The following is an 18,607-nucleotide window of genomic DNA, read 5'->3' on the forward strand; positions in this document are numbered from 1 at the left end:
CTACTGGAGCTATACTATATGCTAATGGATTAATACTATTATTTACCTCAGTTATCTGAATCTCTCCTGTACTTGTTCCATTACAAATTCCATTTACACTCGCTACCGCACTAAAGTTTGGTACAATCGCTGGTGCTACAACAACCTGCCTAGCAATTGAACATGTAGAAGAAGTATCAGTAATTGTTACTTCATAAGTTCCACTTGTAGTTACATTGTGTGTTGTTGAATTTGTTGCAAAACTTCCTGCTGTAATTGGAGGGTTTGCTGTTGCTCCTACTCCTAAAATGGTATAATTATAAGTTCCTCCTGAACCTGAAGTTACATTAACTGTAACTTGTGCTTGACCTGGTGTACAATTTAAATTTTGACTAACCACTAAATTGAAATCAATATCAGGATGTATAGTTACAGCCTGTGTTGCACTCTCACAACCATTTGCATCTCTAACAATAACTGTGTGATTACCTTCTGTAACGTTATTAAATGTATATGGGTCAGTTGATGTAGCTGCTGTGTATGTAGTTCCATTATCAATAGAATATTGATATGGAGCTAAACCACTTGCCATGTCAACAGTTATTGTATTATTAGTACCACAACTGTTTGAAGTTACTGAGTTAATAACTGGTAATTGACTTACACTTAAGCTTACATTTCCAATAACTGCAGAACATCCATTTGTATCTGTAGCTGTTACTTCAACCGTTACAGGTAATGTTTTGTCTGTAACATTTGCATAAGGAATATTAATAGACGTTGATGATGTTGGCGTCGTAATTCCTGTAGCATTAGTAATATTAAGCGCATATGTATACCCAGGGAAACCTCCAATAACATTTGTAATATTTACTATACCATTTTGGCTACATGAAATATCATTCCCTTTAATCACATTTCCTGTTATAGGATCTCCTTCTTGAATAAGAGTATCTAAACTACCCCAAGAACAAGCTCCTGATGTAACCTCTATGTAATAACTTCCTGCATCTAAACCAGAAGCAGTAACCGTTGTTGATGTACCCGTATAAGAATGAGATATTCCACTATAAGGTGGTGTAGTTACTGCTACACCAACATTAGAGGCATTTCTCTTAAATAAAGTCCATGTGAATGGAGAACTTATATCTGGACTACTTGTATCAATAGTAAATGTTATTTCACCATTAGATGCTCCGTTACATTGGTTTGAGTTAACTGCTGTTGTTATAGGTATGCTAGGTGTAAAATCTGCATATACATCTTCATTATTCTGTTTAATACAATCATCACTAGCATCACCTGGAATTGCTCCCCCTGCATTTTCGTTAGTATCTTTTACATAAAATACATATGTTAATCCTGGAGTTAATCCAGTAAATGTATAAGTCCTGTCTTGCGAAGGTACTGGTGCTGGTGGTGGTGGTGGTGGACTAGTAGCATCTGCATTATACCAAGTTCCTGTTGTATTAGATATTGCAAATTGAAATGGACCAACTCCTCCTACCGCTTCAACCGTTACACTAAAACCTGAAGCACAAGAACCAGGATTAGCTACAGGATTTACAATTAATCCATCAACTAAGAATGGAGTTATAAATTGTGGCAAAGTTTTCATACAAATAACAGTACCTCCTCCATCAACAATTCTCATTGCTGGATTTACCACTGTTCCTGGGTCAATACCTAAAAATACATTTTCTGTATGATCCGCAGTCCAAGTTCCATTTAACCTTCTTAATTGTAATACATAAGGTGCAGATGGTAATGTTGTACCTGATAAATCATATTCAAAACCATAAGCACTATTATCTACTTCAAAATTAACACATGTAGCTGGTAATCTACCATTTAAAGTTGCTGTTAACTCTGGCAACTCTATAATAGTAATAGTCTGATTAGCTGGAGAACATGTATTTCCATCAGTTATTGAAACTGTATAAGTTCCTGCTGTTAATCCTGAAAAACTACTAGTTAAACTATTTGTTGTTGTGGTAGTATTAACACTTCCTCCATTAGTTATATTTATCGTATATGGAGCTGTTCCGTTTGCAATAGCAACATTAACTGTTTCTTGCTCTCCAAAACATTCAGGTGTAGTATTTGGTAAACTTAAAGTAAATGATGGATTTGTAGTTTGTCCTACATTTATCGTTGAACTATAGCTACATCCTGATCCATCTAAAATAAAGAAATCATAATCTCCTGAAGTAGTGATTGGGAAAGTTGCTGTTCCTAAATAACTTGGAGTAGCTCCACTTCCAGTTGCTATTACTGCATACGTATAAGTTCCATCTCCGCCTTGTGGTGTGATTGTTAAACTTCCATCATTACATGTAACATTCGTTGTGGCTGCTGTTCCAGTTAACTGATCGTTGATCGTTACACTTTGTTGTGTTCCTGAACATCCTGCTCCATCTATTACATCAATCGTATACGTTCCTGCACTTAATCCGCTAAAGGTATACGTATTTGAGGTTGTTGGTGTTGGAGTTTGTGGTGACCCGCCATTTATAATAAATTGATTATTTCCATTTCCTCCTGCTGCTACTGTTACAACAATCTCTCCATTACTTCCATTAAAACATGTAGTTGGTACTGCTGTAAATGTAAGTCCTAAAGCTGGAGCTACAGTAATTGCAAAGGCTGGTGAATCACAATTATTACTATCTCGTACTACTGCATTATAATTCCCTGCTGTTAAGCCTGTAAATGTTGAACTCGCTTGGAAACTTCCTCCATTATCTATACTATAGGTATACCCTGGGGTTCCTCCTGTTCCTGTTACTTCTATTGTTGCTCCTGTTGGAGTTGAACACGTTATAACCTTTGTTATCGCCGCACTTGAGCCTACAACTGTTGGCTCATTTAAAGTTACTGCTGGTAAACTAACTGTACAAGCTGCTAATGAACTTGCATCTGGACGGATTTGAATTGTATAACTTATGTTATCTAAGCCTGTGATTGTAGTCGCTGCATTAGTGGTGGTTACCCAATTCGTTCCTCCATCTGTACTATATTGATATGAAGTTGTAAAGTTGACTGCTTCTATAGTAATCGTCCCATCTGTTCCTCCATTACACGTTACATCTGTACTTCCTGTTACACTTCCACCAAAGGCTTGACCTGCGGCTACTGTTACTACAAAATTTCGTGGACATGCGCGTGGGGCATTTACTGTTACTGTATGTGTACCTACTGCTAAATTATTAAATACATTACTTGCCTGAGTTGTAGTTCCTCCGTCTAAACTATAAGTATAAGTTAAAACTGGTGTTGCTGGGGCTGTTAAAGTTACATTTCCGGTTCCATCACAATTATATGCTACACTATTTGTGAATGCTGGTATTACTGGTAATGGATCTATAGTTAATGTTCCTACTGATTGAGTACATCCGTTGTTATCTCTTACTGTTAATACATAACTCCCTTCTGTTAAGTTGTTATATACTAAAGCGCTATTATAAACACCATCTACTCCATAAGTATATGGTCCTGTTCCTCCTGTTGCTGCTGTAAATGTAATTTGTCCTAAAGTTGTACACGTATAATCTTGTGTTACACTTGCTGTACTTGATACCGTTGTTAATGCATTTATAGTCACATTTACTGGGGTTTGGGTACATCCATTTGCATCTGTTACCTGAACACTATACGTTCCTGGAGCTAATGTGTCATATAAAATGGTACTTCCACTTTGAGTCGTATTAGTTCCATTGAAGTTTATTGTATACGGTGCAATACCATCTGAAATACTTACATTAATACTTCCAGTTCCTCCATTACAACTTATTTGGGTTGCTGTGGTGGTAAATGATGGATTTGTAGTTTGTCCTACATTTATCGTTGAACTATAGCTACATCCTGATCCATCTAAAATAAAGAAATCATAATCTCCTGAAGTAGTGATTGGGAAAGTTGCTGTTCCTAAATAACTTGGAGTAGCTCCACTTCCAGTTGCTATTACTGCATACGTATAAGTTCCATCTCCGCCTTGTGGTGTGATTGTTAAACTTCCATCATTACATGTAACATTCGTTGTGGCTGCTGTTCCGGTTAACTGACCATTGATGGTTATACTTTGTTGAACACCATTACAACCAGCTCCATCTACTACGTCAACTGTATATGTTCCTGCACTTAACCCACTAAAAGTATACGTATTAGAGGTAGTTGGTGTTGGAGTTTGTGCTGACCCACCATTTAAAATAAATTGGTAATCACCATTTCCATCATTTACTGTTATATCTATTTGTCCGTTACTTCCATTAAAACATGTCGTTGGTACTGCTGTAAAATCTATTGTTCTAGGAGGATTAACATTAACTGTAACAGGTGTACATCCTACCTTATTAATGGCAATGTCAACATTATCTATAAAGTTACCTACAGATAAACTACCTGTTGCGGTAGAAACTGCTTCGAAAGCTATAATTGTTGTTGTTTGTCCAGCAGGAACTGTATATGTACCTGAATAAGAACCCCAAGCAGATGTTCCGTCACTCATTGTTTCTTGAACTCCTGCTGTTGCTAAATCGCCACCAATTCTAACGGTAGCAACATCAGTACCAGCTCTTCCTCTATGATCAACAGACCATGTAATAACATCTCCTGGTTTTGTACAATATTCTTGATATAAAGAAGAACTAACATTTGCATTTAATTCTAAGAAATATTCTCCTTCAGAAGCTGGTACTCCATTGAAACCAGACCTCCATATTTCAATTCTATTATCAGAAGCAGTTGTATCCCATCCTGGAACATCATCTTCATTAACAATTCTATACGTTGAAATTGTAAATGGATGTGTTTCAAAACCTCCGTTTTGGAAAGGATCTACTGAACAACCACATTCATCACAGTTTCTACTGTCTCTTACATTTGCTATATAAGGTGTTGCACTTGGAGGTACATTTGGAAAAACTGGTGATGATTGCCATGTTGCAAAACCATCTATACTATATTCATAAGGTGGTACACCTCCAACAGCTGTAAAAGTTAATGTTGCCCCAGCTCCAACACATGAAGGTGGATTATCAACTGAAGCTGTTAATGTTAATGCTGGTGGTTCATTTACAGTAGCAGAACCTAAATCTACTTGACAATTTACTACACCATCATTTTCACGAATGAAAATATTGTATGAACCATTAGCTAAACCTACTATTTTATAAGGATTGTCTACTGCTTCTCTCCATGTTGTTCCTCCATCAGTAGAATATTCATAACTAGCTCCTGTGAAGTTTTCTGCAAATATAGTAATAGATCCATTATCACTTCCATGACAAACACTATCAGCACTTCCTAATATACTTCCTCTAAACTCCTGGTTTGAAGCTACATTAACGACTACATCTCTTGGACAAGCTCGCGGTGCAGTAACAGTAATTGTATGTGCTCCTGTAGCTACATTATTGAAAACATTACTTGCTTGAGCAGTTCCTCCATCCAAACTATAACTATAGGTTAATGTTGGTGTTGCTGGTGGTGTTAATGTTATATTACCTGTTCCATCACAGTTATAAGCTACACTGTTTGTGAATACAGGTATTACTGGTAATGGATCAATTGTTATGCTTGGTAATGTTAAAACACAATTATTTGAATCACGTACTGTTATAGCATAAGTACCTTCAGTTAAATTGTTATAAACTAAATCAGTATTGTAAACTCCATTAATACCGTAAGTAAAAGTTGGAGTACCTCCAGTTGCTGCTACAAAAGTTATTTGTCCAAAAGTAGTACATGTATAATCTTGTGTTAAACTTGCAGAACTAACAATAGGTGTTTTATCTTCAATTTGAACATTAGCAATGGAATATGTACATAAATATGAAGGCTTAGAAGCTCTAATATCTATGGTATATGTGTTAACAGCTAACCCTGTAAAATTACCTGAAGTATCCCAATTTGCACCTCCATCAATACTATACTCAACTAAATACCCTTGATTACTACCATTAACTGAAACATTAATAGAACCATCTATTTGACCTGTACAAGAAATATCTGTTGCTGTATGATTAAATGCTAAAGGTGTTTCAACAGAAATAGTTATTGGATTAGAAATCGTGTAACAATTATTACTATCAATAATTATAAATCTGTACGTTCCTTCATTCCCATTTGTTACAGAATAGGTATTTGATGAAAAATAAGCACCAGCAGGAATATCTGAAACTGCAGTATATAAATCTGTTCCTTTATCTGTCCATACTGCATAACTATATTGACTACCCGTAGTTAAAGTTCCTCCACTTCCTGATAAAGTAATAATTCCATCAGAAGATCCTCCTGTACAGGAAATGTTTTTTGTATTAGCAGCTGTAAGTGTTAAATCTGGAGCCTGATTTATAGTAACATTTTCAGTTATTGAACAATCTGCTGTAGTAACTCTTACTTGATATGCTCCTCCTGTTGTTACATCAAATGTATAATCATTACTATTTATTGGGCCTTGTGTTCCAATTGTAGTAGCTCCTTGTAATAATGTATAGGTATATTGACCTGGTACATTATTAACTTGTACTCTAATTTTCCCTATATCACCAGAACAAACTATGTGTGTAGGAGTTACATCAATAGTTATATCATTATTTTGAATATTTATTGGACCGAAATCATAAGTACAAGAAGCTGCTGTAGGATTATTTATACGTATTTGTAAATTATAATCTCCTGCATTAGTTAATCCTGAGAATGTATTTGAATTTTGAAATCCTACATCATAACCAGAAGGTCCAGTTAATCTATACTGATATCCAGCTGGTATTCCATTAATAACTATTTGACCATCATTACCACACGTTATATCTTGCTTAATTATATCTGGTGTTAATGTTGCTTTGAATACGTTGAAATAATATGTATTAGGACACCTTCCATCATATAGCACATCTACACGGTATTCTCCTTCATCAGCTATACTTTGATTAAATGCTGAACCTATTTCGTTCCATGTACAACTTGTATTTACGTTTGCACAACCAACTGTTGTAACATCAGGACAAGAAGTTTCATCTAATTTATACCATTTAACTGTTGTAGCCGAAGCAGGATCAAATGGTAAATTTATACTTCTAGAGCTACCTGTACCACATAAAAATATTTCAGCTAAATCTGAACCATCATTAGGACATGTTAACATTCTGTCTGCAAACGGTATTAATGGATTTGGTTCAGAATTATAAGGAATAACATTAATAGTTTCAGTTGCATCTATACAACCAACTGGTGCTGTTTTTCTTACAGTATATGTTCCTGTTGCTGTTACTACAATAGATTGCGTAGTTCCAATAATTGTTCCTCCAGCATCTCTCCACTCATAGGAAGCAAATCCACTACCTGCAGTTAAAGTTAAATTAGCACCACATAAAATCTCATCTCTTTCAAAAGTACATCCACTAGTATCAGCAAGAAAATTTGAAGTCCCTACTACTCCAAAATTACAGGCATCTATTCCTGCAAAACTTGGTTCATTAAGTGTTCTTGGTGTACCTCCTCTATCACTATCGTAATTTGCAAAAGCCTGATTCTCAATACGATTAGAACAAACATCTCTTAATTGATTACAATCTGAAACTACTTGAACTTTAAATCGAATATCATATTTTGCGCCATTTTCTTCTACCATGCTATCTGGTATATTAATGGTAATTTTCCCTCTAAAACCATTAGCTAAAGCTGGTGGTTCATATTGAAATTGAGTAGGGTCATTACGATCTATACCTGCTGGTAAAGTAATATCAGCAACAATTAAATCAACGTTTTTAGGTAAAATATCAACAAACTCAGTATTTAAAGCATTATCTGTACCTACATTCTGGAAACTAACGTTATACCATAATTCAGCTCCCAATGCTAATGAAGTACCAGAAATATCATTTCCTGCAGAATCTTCTATCGTTTTAATCATTTGAATTTTTGGTTCAATGATTTCTATAGACATTGCATTTAAAAATGGCCAATATACATCTCCACTTGTGGTAAATCTTACATCAGCAGTGGTATCTCCATTTCCTATTATACTATTACTTGGATTCGTACTTCCACTTATACTTAAAATATCTACATCAAACCCTAATGTATTAGTACTTGATGGTGTTCTTGTAGTAGTAAGTGCAGCGTTTCTAGAGATACTTCCATTAAAAAAGTTATTTGCTGGATTCACAGCGTTAGAAATATCTACATATGTATTTGTATTATCTTCTATTTGAAACTGATCTCCTCCAATTCCACTATCACCTTCTAAAGCTCCTACAATAAATTCAGCTCTTACTGGACCTGCAGGAATTGTTTTAAAACCGCTATAGGTTACATCTACATTATTACTTGCTCCAGGAGTTACTGTTACAAAACCATCAAAAATAGAAATGTTTTTACTAGATTCATTTTGGTTTTCATAAATGATTACCATTGTCCAACCACCTGCACCTCCTAATCCATTGGTACTATCTAAACCTCTTACTGCCCTAATATTACCAGCATAATAATCTCCATTTGGATCAGCTAAGCCTGATACAATACTAGTAATGTCCTTATAACAAACATAAGCTCCATCAGTATTATTATCATAAACTTCATTTGCTGTTGGATTTGGGTCAGCAATAATATCTCTATAAGGTTCTCCTGGTAGTTTAAATTTTATTTCGTTTAAATTATGAGCTCTTGTTTCCTGACCCTCCCATGTTTCGTAAGGATAAATACCTGCCCAATATAATCCTGCATATACAACTCTAGAACAAGTAGGTAGGGTAAGAGTTGATTTACTAGAAGAATCCGTCAAATTACTATTAGCAATACCATCAGCATCATCAATATCAATGTACTGCATGTTTTGCTGCCCATTGTTTAAATTATTAATATTAGAATAGTAATTAATTCCACAACCATCCGTAAACGTTAGTGCATATAAAGTTTGTCCTCCTGGGAAATTATCATTCGCATCTAAACTAGTTCCTGAAACTGTGTATGTATAATCTCTATACCAAAAACCGCATGCTGCATTCCAAATCCAAGGTCTATTACTACTTCTGGTATATGTAGTAGTATACTCTCGATTTAACACATTATTAGCAATAAAGGTCATGTTACCTCTAACATTTATTCCTCCAGCAGCTAACCTTTGTGAAAATGCTTTGTCCGGCCTAAGTTTAGCTGAACTCTCTTTAAGAAGTACTTTTTTTCTATTATTTTCTATGTAATTACTAACTCTTTTTGCATTCTTATCTTGAGAATACGAGTTAGTTATAAAGCTAATGAAAGCTATTAATATTAATACTATTTTTTTCATGGATTCAGGGGAGAATTTAATATTTAGCTAGTATTGTATTTTACTTATTTTATTTAATATTTATGATAGATATTGGGTCATAAAAAGAACCATTTAAATTATTCTCATATAATTTAATCACTTCACTTCTACTACTTGTTTTTAATATATATATATGCCTGTAGCCTGTTGTAGGATTCACAAAATAATTTGCATCTATGTTATCACTACGTAATTCATCAACAAACCTATCAGCAAAGGCTTTTTTAGAGAAAACACCTATTTGTAAATAGAAACCTTCTTCTAAATCTCCTACTTTTTTCATTCTTAAAACTCTTGCTTTTGGTCTTGATTTAGGTTCTTTATAACTTTCAGGTTTAGCGTCATCTCCAAGTGTTATTTTAAAAACATACACTGCTTCTTTTGCTGTCTTTGTTTTTAAACCTGCTAATTCACCTTTACTATTACTTTCAAAAAGAGTATTCTCTTTAAACTCATCACTCTTTTCTTCTGCATCTTTTTTCTTAGCAAACCTATCTACATACATATAGTAATGTTTTGTTTTTGGATCAAAAACATACCTTATTTTTAAATCTGCTTTTTCAAAAATTCTCTTTTTTTCTTTTAAATATGCATCCGCATTTTCTTTCTTTCTAAAACTATTAGTTACAAGGTAATACATTGTTCCACCACCACCAGTACGAGTTACTGTTTTCTCTCTCCATGGTGTATTTTTTCTCCTTCTTAAAGAAGTGTCCTTTTCATCAGAAGATGTTGCTGTTGAATCTTTAGCTTTATTTTCTTCTCTAATTACATCAACAATTTTCGGTTTATTATTAAGTAACCTTAAAATTTCATCTACTTTTTTATTTAACTTACTAATAGAGTCATATGCTTCTTGAATTTCATCCGATAAATCGTTATGTTCTTCATTTTTATACTCTTGCTTAGGCTTTCTTTCAGGTAATTTAATACTAACACTCCCTGTTCTTCTCACTGGTCTTCTTCTACTAAACTTCTTTTCTCCGAAATTATAAATAATTCCAACTTCATTAGTTGCTGCAAAATCTCCTTTTTCATAAGAGAACCCTATTGATAATTTATCCGATAAATTAACACCTGCTCCAGCAGATATACCATATTGCTTATCATAACCTGCTTTTAACCAACCCATTTTAGGCAAATCAAGAATTACATTTCCTCCAAAACCAAAAGAACCGTTTCCTGGTTTTCTTGCTAATGCTAATACTCGTAAATCAGCACCTTCAAAAACTCCACTAGCATATGTAAACTCATGAGAGTACATTGCATGACCAGAAAACGTTTTTTCTGAAAATGACGTAGCTAATTCATTACTTTTTAAATTAAAATCTAATAAATTCTCAAAAAACACTCCTACATCAAATTTTCCAAACGAAACAGTTACTGCTGGTTGAAAATTAACAATTGGAATATCTTGAAAATTACTTAATGCAGGATCAGGAACTTGAGAGTTTACTTTTAAACCATCAGCACTCCTTCGACTGTATAATACGTTAAATCCAAATGTTAAATCTAAATTTTCATTCATTTGAATTCTTTGTGCATAGTTTGCAATAGCACCAAAATCTTTAAAAACACCTATTTCTTGTTGATAAACAGCTAAACCTCCACCTACATTCTCTCTCATTTTTCCAGAATAGCTTAACAAATATAATTTAGGGTTATCTTCAAAAGACACATTACTGTTTCTTACAATAGCACTCATTGAAGTTTTATTTTCTCTTAACGCAGAAAAAGTTGGTACCGTTAAAAAGCGGTTAAACTTCATAAAACTACGAGAAGTGAAACTATTGTATATTTCAGCGTTATTAGACACTTGTGAAAACACACAAGAGCTAATGAACATTAATATAAAAATAGTGTTTCTTTTAATCATATACTTTTAATCTAAAACAGAGATACTACCCGCTTTAATAAGCTTGTCATCTCTAATTATTTTATAATAAAAAATTCGTTGATTCCCTAAATCTTCAGAAGGCCAATCGTTTTTATATTCTTTTGTCATCAATACTTCCTTACCATCAGAGCTATAAATAGCTATCGTTACAGATGGCTGAAATGCATATCTATTAGATAATTCCCAAGTATCATTAATACCATCAACTGTATTTGGAGACACAATATTTGGTACAATAATTTGATCATCTTGTTCAACTACTTCTACTGTTTTTCTTACTTCACAACTATCAACAGTTGCTATTAATGTATAAAAACCTGCTTGAGTTACACTAACAATGTTTGTTGACGATAATGGGGCTCCATTACTATCTACCCATTGATACGTATTTGCTCCTTCACCTCTAATTGTTGTTGGCTGTCCTGTTAATAATACTATTTTTCCAGAAGGCCCTATTTCATTCCCTGAGCTATCATATAAGAGCACTGCTGAATCGTCAAAAGGCACCACATTTATCGGTGTTAAATCCTTTACACAGTCAAAGCCTAAAATTTGCAGTTTATACTCACCCGTTTCAGTTATTTCTAAAGTTTTAGGATCCGCAACTGTTAATTCTACAGAATCTTTAAACCATTTATAAGTAAATCCGGTTACAATATCAGAAACGGTAAGTGTAATTGTTCCTCCAGGACACAATGAATTTGACGCAGAAGTTGACGCTATTGTAGGGCTTGCAATTGTTAGTTTAACATCTAATTTATTTGACTTGTTACTAAGCCCTACACCTGAACTTACCTCTAAATCAAATATTCCATTATCTAAATAAGAATCAACCGTGTATTCATTTAATGTTTTACCTGCTTGCAAAACATCATCTTTATACCATTGGTAAGTTAATATTGCTATTTGCTCAGGTGTTAAATCATATTCAACATCATCAGAACCTGTAGCTTTTATACTTACAATTGTTAATACCGTTTTATCAATATCACACTCTACATAATCATCTGCTGTTTTTATTACAGTATTTATAGATTTTGTAGCTAACAAAGTAAATGTATCAGAATCTTTTGAAAAAGAACAACTACCTCTATTGTCAATTACTCTTGCAAAATACTCACCTTCTCCTGGAGCCTTCACTTCCAATTCTGGGCCTGTTACACCAGGTATAGGAGTAGTACTCCCCACTTTAAACCATATCACCGTTACCGCATTCAAATCAATATCACTACTCGTAATTTTAAGTGTTCTTCTCTCCCCTGGTAACCAAACAGTTTTTTGTACTCCTTCTATATCTATAGTAAAAGTTGCTGCTGTTTTTTGTTTTAGCTCAACATTTTGTGATTTAGATATACATCCGTTTGCTTCAATTTCTAACCTATAAATTCCAAACTGTCCTGTATTTGGTGTTGTATAAGTACTTGTATTAGATGTCGACACTAATACATCATCTTTATACCATCTATAAGTAAGCGCACTGTTATTTGTTGTTGCTTCAAAAGTATGGGTTTCATCTGCACAAATTTCAACAGGTGTACCTCCTTTTATTTGTGCATCTGCTGTGCTAATTCTAACAACATTAATTAAAATAGAATTCACGTTACCACACATACCATAATCAACTCTTGCTTCATACGTTCCAGCTTCTGTAACCGTTATTTTAGGTTCAGTAGTAGTCCCTACTAAAATAGTTCTATTTCTATACCATTGGTAAACCCCTTCTTTATCTGTGTTCAATTTCAATTCTAATGAACCCGAACCACAGATAAAGTCTGTTGCTATATTTCCATTTATTGATAAACTTCCTTCAACCATATCATACGCTTCAAAAGCATCTGACTCTGGTCCAGTCATTTCTGGTGATGTTGACACCATTCTTACCTTGTACCCTGTTCCATAAGTATCTTTGGGCACTCTAAATGAAGTTCTTATTTTAGTAAAGTTAGCATTCTGACCTACAATGGCAGCAGAAGCTCTATTATCAGTAGTATTTGAAGGAAAAACCCCGTTTTTATCAGAAATTTGAACAAAGAACTGATTATCTGCATTAAAAGGTGTAGTTGTAAACTGAAAATCTATAGAAAAATCTTTAGTTGTAGCGTTGCTACATGCCGAGCTAAATTTTAGCTCAGGTTTTAACAAGACCTGTGAAAACAAGCCTGCCGTGTGACATAACAACCATATTACTAAAAGTATTTTTACGCTTTTAGCTATTTTTTCACTCATTTAAGGGATATTTAGGGGGTGCCAAATTTAAACATTTTTTGATAAAAACAATCAAAAAAATAAATTTTACACCATGGAAAGTTAAAAAATATAAATCACTTTTACAAGAAAAGATGCTACAGCTATGAAATAATAAATATTTTTTACGTTTTTTGTAGTAACGTTTATATTTACTTGTGAATAAATCAATATATCTTTTTTTCTTACTAATTTTCAGTAATTATGTACATTCTCAAACTGGTGGTGAAAACATTTATAGTTTTCTAAACACCCCTACCTTTGCTCGTCAAGTAGCCTTAGGAGGTAAAATTTTAACATTTATTGATGATGTAAACCAACCTAGCTGGAATCCTGCCACTATTAGTAACAGTCTTCATAAACAGCTTTCTGTAAATTATACAAGTTACTTAACAGGAATAAATATAGGATCTGTTTCTTATGCCTATGAAATCAACAAACATTTTGAGACTCTTCATGGAAACATAAAATACGTTAATTATGGTGAAATTATCAGAGCAGATGAAGAAGGAAATGAACAAGGTTCTTTTAGTGCCAATGACATTGCTATTTCTATAGGGTATGCTAAAAATATTCCAAGAAGTGATTTTTATTATGGAGCTAATTTGAAATTAATTTACTCTTCTATAGATTCTTTTTCTTCAAGCGGTATTGCTGTTGACTTTGGAGTCACCTATTACAGCGCTAACAATCCTTTTATCATTGCATTAGTAGCAAGAAATATAGGTACACAAATAACATCTTTTAATGGTACTCGTGAAAAACTACCTTTTGAAATAATTTTAGGCGCTTCTTATAAGTTAGAAAAAGTACCTCTACGATGGTACCTCACCCTAGACAACCTTCAAAAATGGAAAGTTGGAGTTTCAAACCCTACAAACCAAACTACTAATTTAGAAGGAAACACTACACAAGAAAGTATCTCTTTTTTAGACAACGCTTTTAGACATGTTATTGTTGGTGCTGAATTATTTCCTGATAGTGCCATAAACATACGTGTGGGTTATAATTTTAGAAGAAGTAAAGAACTACAATTACAAAATGTACGTTCATTTGGTGGTTTATCTTTTGGTTTTGGTTTAAAAATGAACAAACTAAAGTTTAACTACGCATATTCTAAGTTTCATTCAGCTTCAAACGTAAGCACTTTCAGCTTACAAATTGATCTTGATAAGCGCCCAAAAGGAAAAAATCCTACTCGATATTAGTTTTTTTCCTTTTAACTCTCTTCTTTTTGGTTACTATTATTTTTATAACGTACTTTGTACCTGAAAAATAAACTATGAGTAAGTTATAAAAATATCGTATTGGCTATGACGATAAAAAATTGTAACCTTCTTTTTAAATTTTAATCTTAAAAATACATCATAAAAATTATGATGTATTAAAAATTTTGTATTATGAAAACAAAAAAACTTTTTTTTGCAAGCTTCTTTTTATGCTTGTTTTTAAACTCTTATGGGCAAATTAATTTCACAGACTCAAATTTTAAAAATGCTTTATTGAATCACTCCCCTACAATTGATACTAACGGGGATAATGAAGTAGATGCAAGTGAAGCTCTTTCTGTAACTGTTTTAAATTTAGACAATAAAAATATTTCTAATTTAGAAGGAATACAGCACTTTACTAATTTAGAAAAAATATTTTGTCGAAACAATAGTATACGTAGTATAAAAACAGCAACGCTAACCAAGTTACGTTTTTTAATAGCTCAAAACAACCTATTAAAAAGTATAGATGTCAGAACTTGTAACCTATGGGGATTAAGACTTGCTAACAATCCTCTAGAATACGCCTATTTAAATGGCCCTAGTACATTTCAAATAGAAGCTGAGCAAGGTATTTACTTTGACCTAACTAGTATTAAATACGTATGTATCAGCAATGCTCAATATATGCCACAAGCTAATAATGTAGACCATAGAGGTTTTTGGAACTCAATAGGAAATAAATTACATATTGGAACATGTACAATAGTTCCTACATGCCCTATTATTAATTTCCCAGACCCCAATTTTAAAACAGCTCTATTAAATCACCCTACAGTTATTGATACTGACGGTGATGGTGAAATTTGTATTGATGAAGCTGAAAAAGTTATTAATCTATTTTTACATAAAAAAAATATTTTTAACACTAACGGAATTGAGTACTTCAAAAATATAGAATACCTTTCTGTTTCTGAAAACTCTTTAGCATCAATTGACCTTAGCAAAAACAAGGAATTAAAATTTATTTATCTTGAAAAAAACAAACTAACAACATTAAATATTTCTAAGAATATTAAACTAGAAACACTAAACGCAAGTAATAACTTTTTACCTAATATAGATATCAAACTTAATTTATCATTAAAAAATCTTAATCTAAATTATAACCAAATATCAACATTAAGTATTAACAATAATATTAATCTTGAATCATTAAGAATTAAAAATAATAAAATTAGCAACCTTGATATTACAAGTAACAATAGTAAATTAAATTTTATAGACATATCCTTTAATCTAATATCAGAAATAGACATTAGAAACTGCTTATCTACAACATTAATAGCCAGCAATAACCCAAATCTAGAAAAAGCTTTTCTTTTTGGCAATCATAATTTCATTATAGGACCAGGAAATATAAACTTCTCTTTCCTGAACTTAACACAATGTCCAAAACTAAATTTTATATGTATAAACAACTCTGTATTAAATAAAATGAAACAATATGTCAATCAAACATTAAATCTCTTAAACTGTACAGTAAGTTCTAATTGCGACCCTACTGCTACCAAGTTTGAAGATCACTTTACACTTTCTCCTAACCCAACTTATCATACGTTAAAACTAACACCTGAAGACAATAATACATTTGCAAATACCGCAACCATATTAACAACATCAGGGCAGTTTGTGAAAAATGCACCTCTTGTTTTTTCAGGTGAACAAAATGGACAATCTAATGGAGGACTAACCAGTCCTAATGGTCCTGGAGGAGGCACTGATACGGCAATAGGTTTAGACAACTCAGCACTTATTGATGTTAGTGATATTAACGCTGGTCAATACATTTTAAGTATAACAACCAACAAAGGAACACTAACAACAATGTTTATTAAATTATAAACTACAAATAACTTACTCAAAATAGCTATAAAAGGTAATTGTTCATAAAACAATTACCTTTTTTCATTACCATATCTTATCTTTGTTGTTCTTAATTCTTTTACTATGACAAAAAAAATTACCATAGCTATAGATGGCTTTTCATCTACAGGAAAAAGCACCATCGCAAAACAATTAGCAAAACAATTAGGTTATATTTATGTTGATACTGGAGCCATGTATAGAGCTGTTACTTTATACGCTATGCAACAAAATTATATTTCAGAAACACATTTTAACACTGATGATTTAATAAGTGATTTAAGCAATATTTCTCTTTCTTTTAGCTTTAATGAAGAAATGGGTTTTGCTGAAATGTTTTTAAATAAAAAGAACGTTGAAAAAGAAATAAGAACTCTTGAAGTTTCAAAATTAGTAAGTAAAATTTCTACAATTTCAGAAGTAAGAAAAAAACTAGTTAGTGAACAACAAGAAATGGGTAAAAACAAAGGGATTGTAATGGATGGTCGTGATATTGGAACTGTTGTTTTTCCTAATGCAGAATTAAAATTATTTATGACTGCCTCTGCAGATAAGCGCGCTAAAAGACGTTATAAAGAACTTATAGATAGAGGTGATAAGGTTAACTACGAAGAGATATTACAAAATGTAGAAGAAAGAGATCGTATAGACTCTACCCGAGAAGATTCTCCTTTAATTTTAGCAGATGATGCTATTGAATTTGACAACTCAAACATGGGATTAAAAGATCAATTTAACAGAATCATGAGCTTGGTTAACACTGCTATAGAATAATACAATACATCGATACGATTTAATTACTTTTACTTATCAAAGAGTAATCTCTCAGAATTAATTATTTGTACACAAATACGTATTAAAATTAAATACTCAATTCTCAGAAGGTTCAACAAGAATAAAAATCACTGGTAAACAGTATCATAACAAAAAACCAGTTTTATACAAAACTGGTTTTCAAATACTTTAACTTTATTATAAAAAAGATCTTTTTATAAATCTTCTTCAAACTTAGTATGCGTAGAATATGTTCTCCACTTTTCTATACATTCAGCAATATCTTTAGGTACTTCTGAATCAAATTTTAAAAACTCCCCAGTAGTTGGATGCGTAAACCCTAGTGTTTTTGCATGTAATGCTTGCCTTGGCAAAACTTTAAAACAATTATCTACAAACTGTTTGTATTTTGTAAATGTTGTTCCTTTTAATATTTTATCACCACCATAACGTTCGTCATTAAAAAGTGTATGACCAATATATTTAAAATGTGCTCTAATTTGATGTGTTCTTCCAGTTTCTAATTTACATTGTACTAAAGTAACATATGTCAAACGTTCTAAAACTTTAAAATGTGTTATTGCAGGTTTACCAAATTCACCATCTGGAAAAACAGCCATTTGTAATCTGTTTTTTAAACTTCTTCCTATATTACCTTCAATAGTTCCTTCATCTTCTTCTATATTTCCCCAAACTAAAGCATAATATAAACGTTCTGTAGTCCTGTCAAAAAACTGTTTAGATAAATGCGTCATAGCAAACTCAGTTTTTGCAACTACCAATAAACCACTAGTATCTTTATCTATTCTATGAACTAAACCTGGACGCTCACTACTGTTTGTAGGTAAATTTTCAATATGATGTATTAATCCATTAACCAAAGTACCTGAATAGTTTCCATGACCAGGATGAACAACCATTCCTGGTTCTTTATTCACAACAATTACCTGATCATCTTCATATACTATATTTAAAGGTATATCTTCAGCAACTAATAAGTTCTCTGCTGGTGGATACGATAGTACTACCCTAACTATATCTTTTGGCTTGATCTTATAGTTGGATTTAACCACTACATCATTCACTAAAATATTCCCCGCTTTTGCCGCTTGTTGAATTTTATTACGCGTAGCATTTTCTATAAAATTCATTAAAAACTTATCTACTCTTAATGGAACTTGCCCATCATTTGCTACAAATTTATAATGTTCGTATAAATCGTCGTTTTCTAAATCTGGAGTTGTATCTTCCTGCATCAATCTA

General features: G+C 32.7%; 7 protein-coding genes. 3 read left to right on the forward strand and 4 right to left on the reverse strand.

What is annotated here, in order from left to right; translation table 11 throughout:
- The 3 genes from DS884_RS04540 to DS884_RS04550 form a co-directional block, all read right to left on the reverse strand.
- Window positions 1–9,271 (reverse strand): hypothetical protein (locus DS884_RS04540; RefSeq protein ID WP_147239373.1); only part of this gene is annotated, 9,271 nt, incomplete at its 3' end.
- 49 nt (window positions 9,272–9,320) lie between these two features.
- On the reverse strand, window positions 9,321–11,168 hold the full coding sequence (locus DS884_RS04545; protein WP_113785944.1) for a PorP/SprF family type IX secretion system membrane protein: 1,848 nt from the start codon (window positions 11,166–11,168) through the stop codon (window positions 9,321–9,323).
- Between the two features lie 6 nt (window positions 11,169–11,174).
- On the reverse strand, window positions 11,175–13,415 hold the full coding sequence (locus tag DS884_RS04550; protein ID WP_113785945.1) for a gliding motility-associated C-terminal domain-containing protein: 2,241 nt from the start codon (window positions 13,413–13,415) through the stop codon (window positions 11,175–11,177).
- Between the two features lie 176 nt (window positions 13,416–13,591).
- Between DS884_RS04550 and porQ the strand changes: the two genes are divergently transcribed.
- The 3 genes from porQ to cmk all read left to right on the forward strand — a co-directional run bounded on the left by porQ (window position 13,592) and on the right by cmk (window position 17,344).
- Window positions 13,592–14,641: a type IX secretion system protein PorQ gene (porQ, locus tag DS884_RS04555; RefSeq protein WP_233487111.1), complete on the forward strand. Its 1,050-nt coding sequence runs from the start codon at window positions 13,592–13,594 to the stop codon at window positions 14,639–14,641.
- Window positions 14,642–14,833: 192 nt separating this feature from the next.
- Window positions 14,834–16,549, forward strand: coding sequence for a leucine-rich repeat domain-containing protein (locus DS884_RS04560; protein ID WP_113785946.1), 1,716 nt, complete (start codon window positions 14,834–14,836; stop codon window positions 16,547–16,549).
- A gap of 105 nt (window positions 16,550–16,654) precedes the next feature.
- Window positions 16,655–17,344, forward strand: a complete 690-nt coding sequence (gene cmk / locus DS884_RS04565; protein WP_113785947.1) for a (d)CMP kinase — start codon at window positions 16,655–16,657, stop codon at window positions 17,342–17,344.
- A gap of 215 nt (window positions 17,345–17,559) precedes the next feature.
- Here cmk and DS884_RS04570 read toward each other — a convergent pair whose 3' ends face one another.
- Complete coding sequence (locus tag DS884_RS04570; protein ID WP_113785948.1) at window positions 17,560–18,600, reverse strand: RluA family pseudouridine synthase; 1,041 nt, start codon at window positions 18,598–18,600, stop codon at window positions 17,560–17,562.
- Window positions 18,601–18,607: the final 7 nt, after the last annotated feature.

Origin of the sequence: Tenacibaculum sp. E3R01 (assembly GCF_003318185.1) — a bacterium.
Taxonomy (GTDB): domain Bacteria; phylum Bacteroidota; class Bacteroidia; order Flavobacteriales; family Flavobacteriaceae; genus Polaribacter; species Polaribacter halocynthiae.

Bases quoted from the DNA above. Each gene is read 5' to 3' on its own strand.
- DS884_RS04560 (WP_113785946.1), top strand. From the start codon at position 14,834: ATGAAAACAAAAAAACTTTTTTTTGCAAGCTTCTTTTTATGCTTGTTT.
- DS884_RS04570 (WP_113785948.1), bottom strand. From the start codon at position 18,600: ATGCAGGAAGATACAACTCCAGATTTAGAAAACGACGATTTATACGAA.
- DS884_RS04550 (WP_113785945.1), bottom strand. From the start codon at position 13,415: ATGAGTGAAAAAATAGCTAAAAGCGTAAAAATACTTTTAGTAATATGG.
- cmk (WP_113785947.1), top strand. From the start codon at position 16,655: ATGACAAAAAAAATTACCATAGCTATAGATGGCTTTTCATCTACAGGA.
- DS884_RS04545 (WP_113785944.1), bottom strand. From the start codon at position 11,168: ATGATTAAAAGAAACACTATTTTTATATTAATGTTCATTAGCTCTTGT.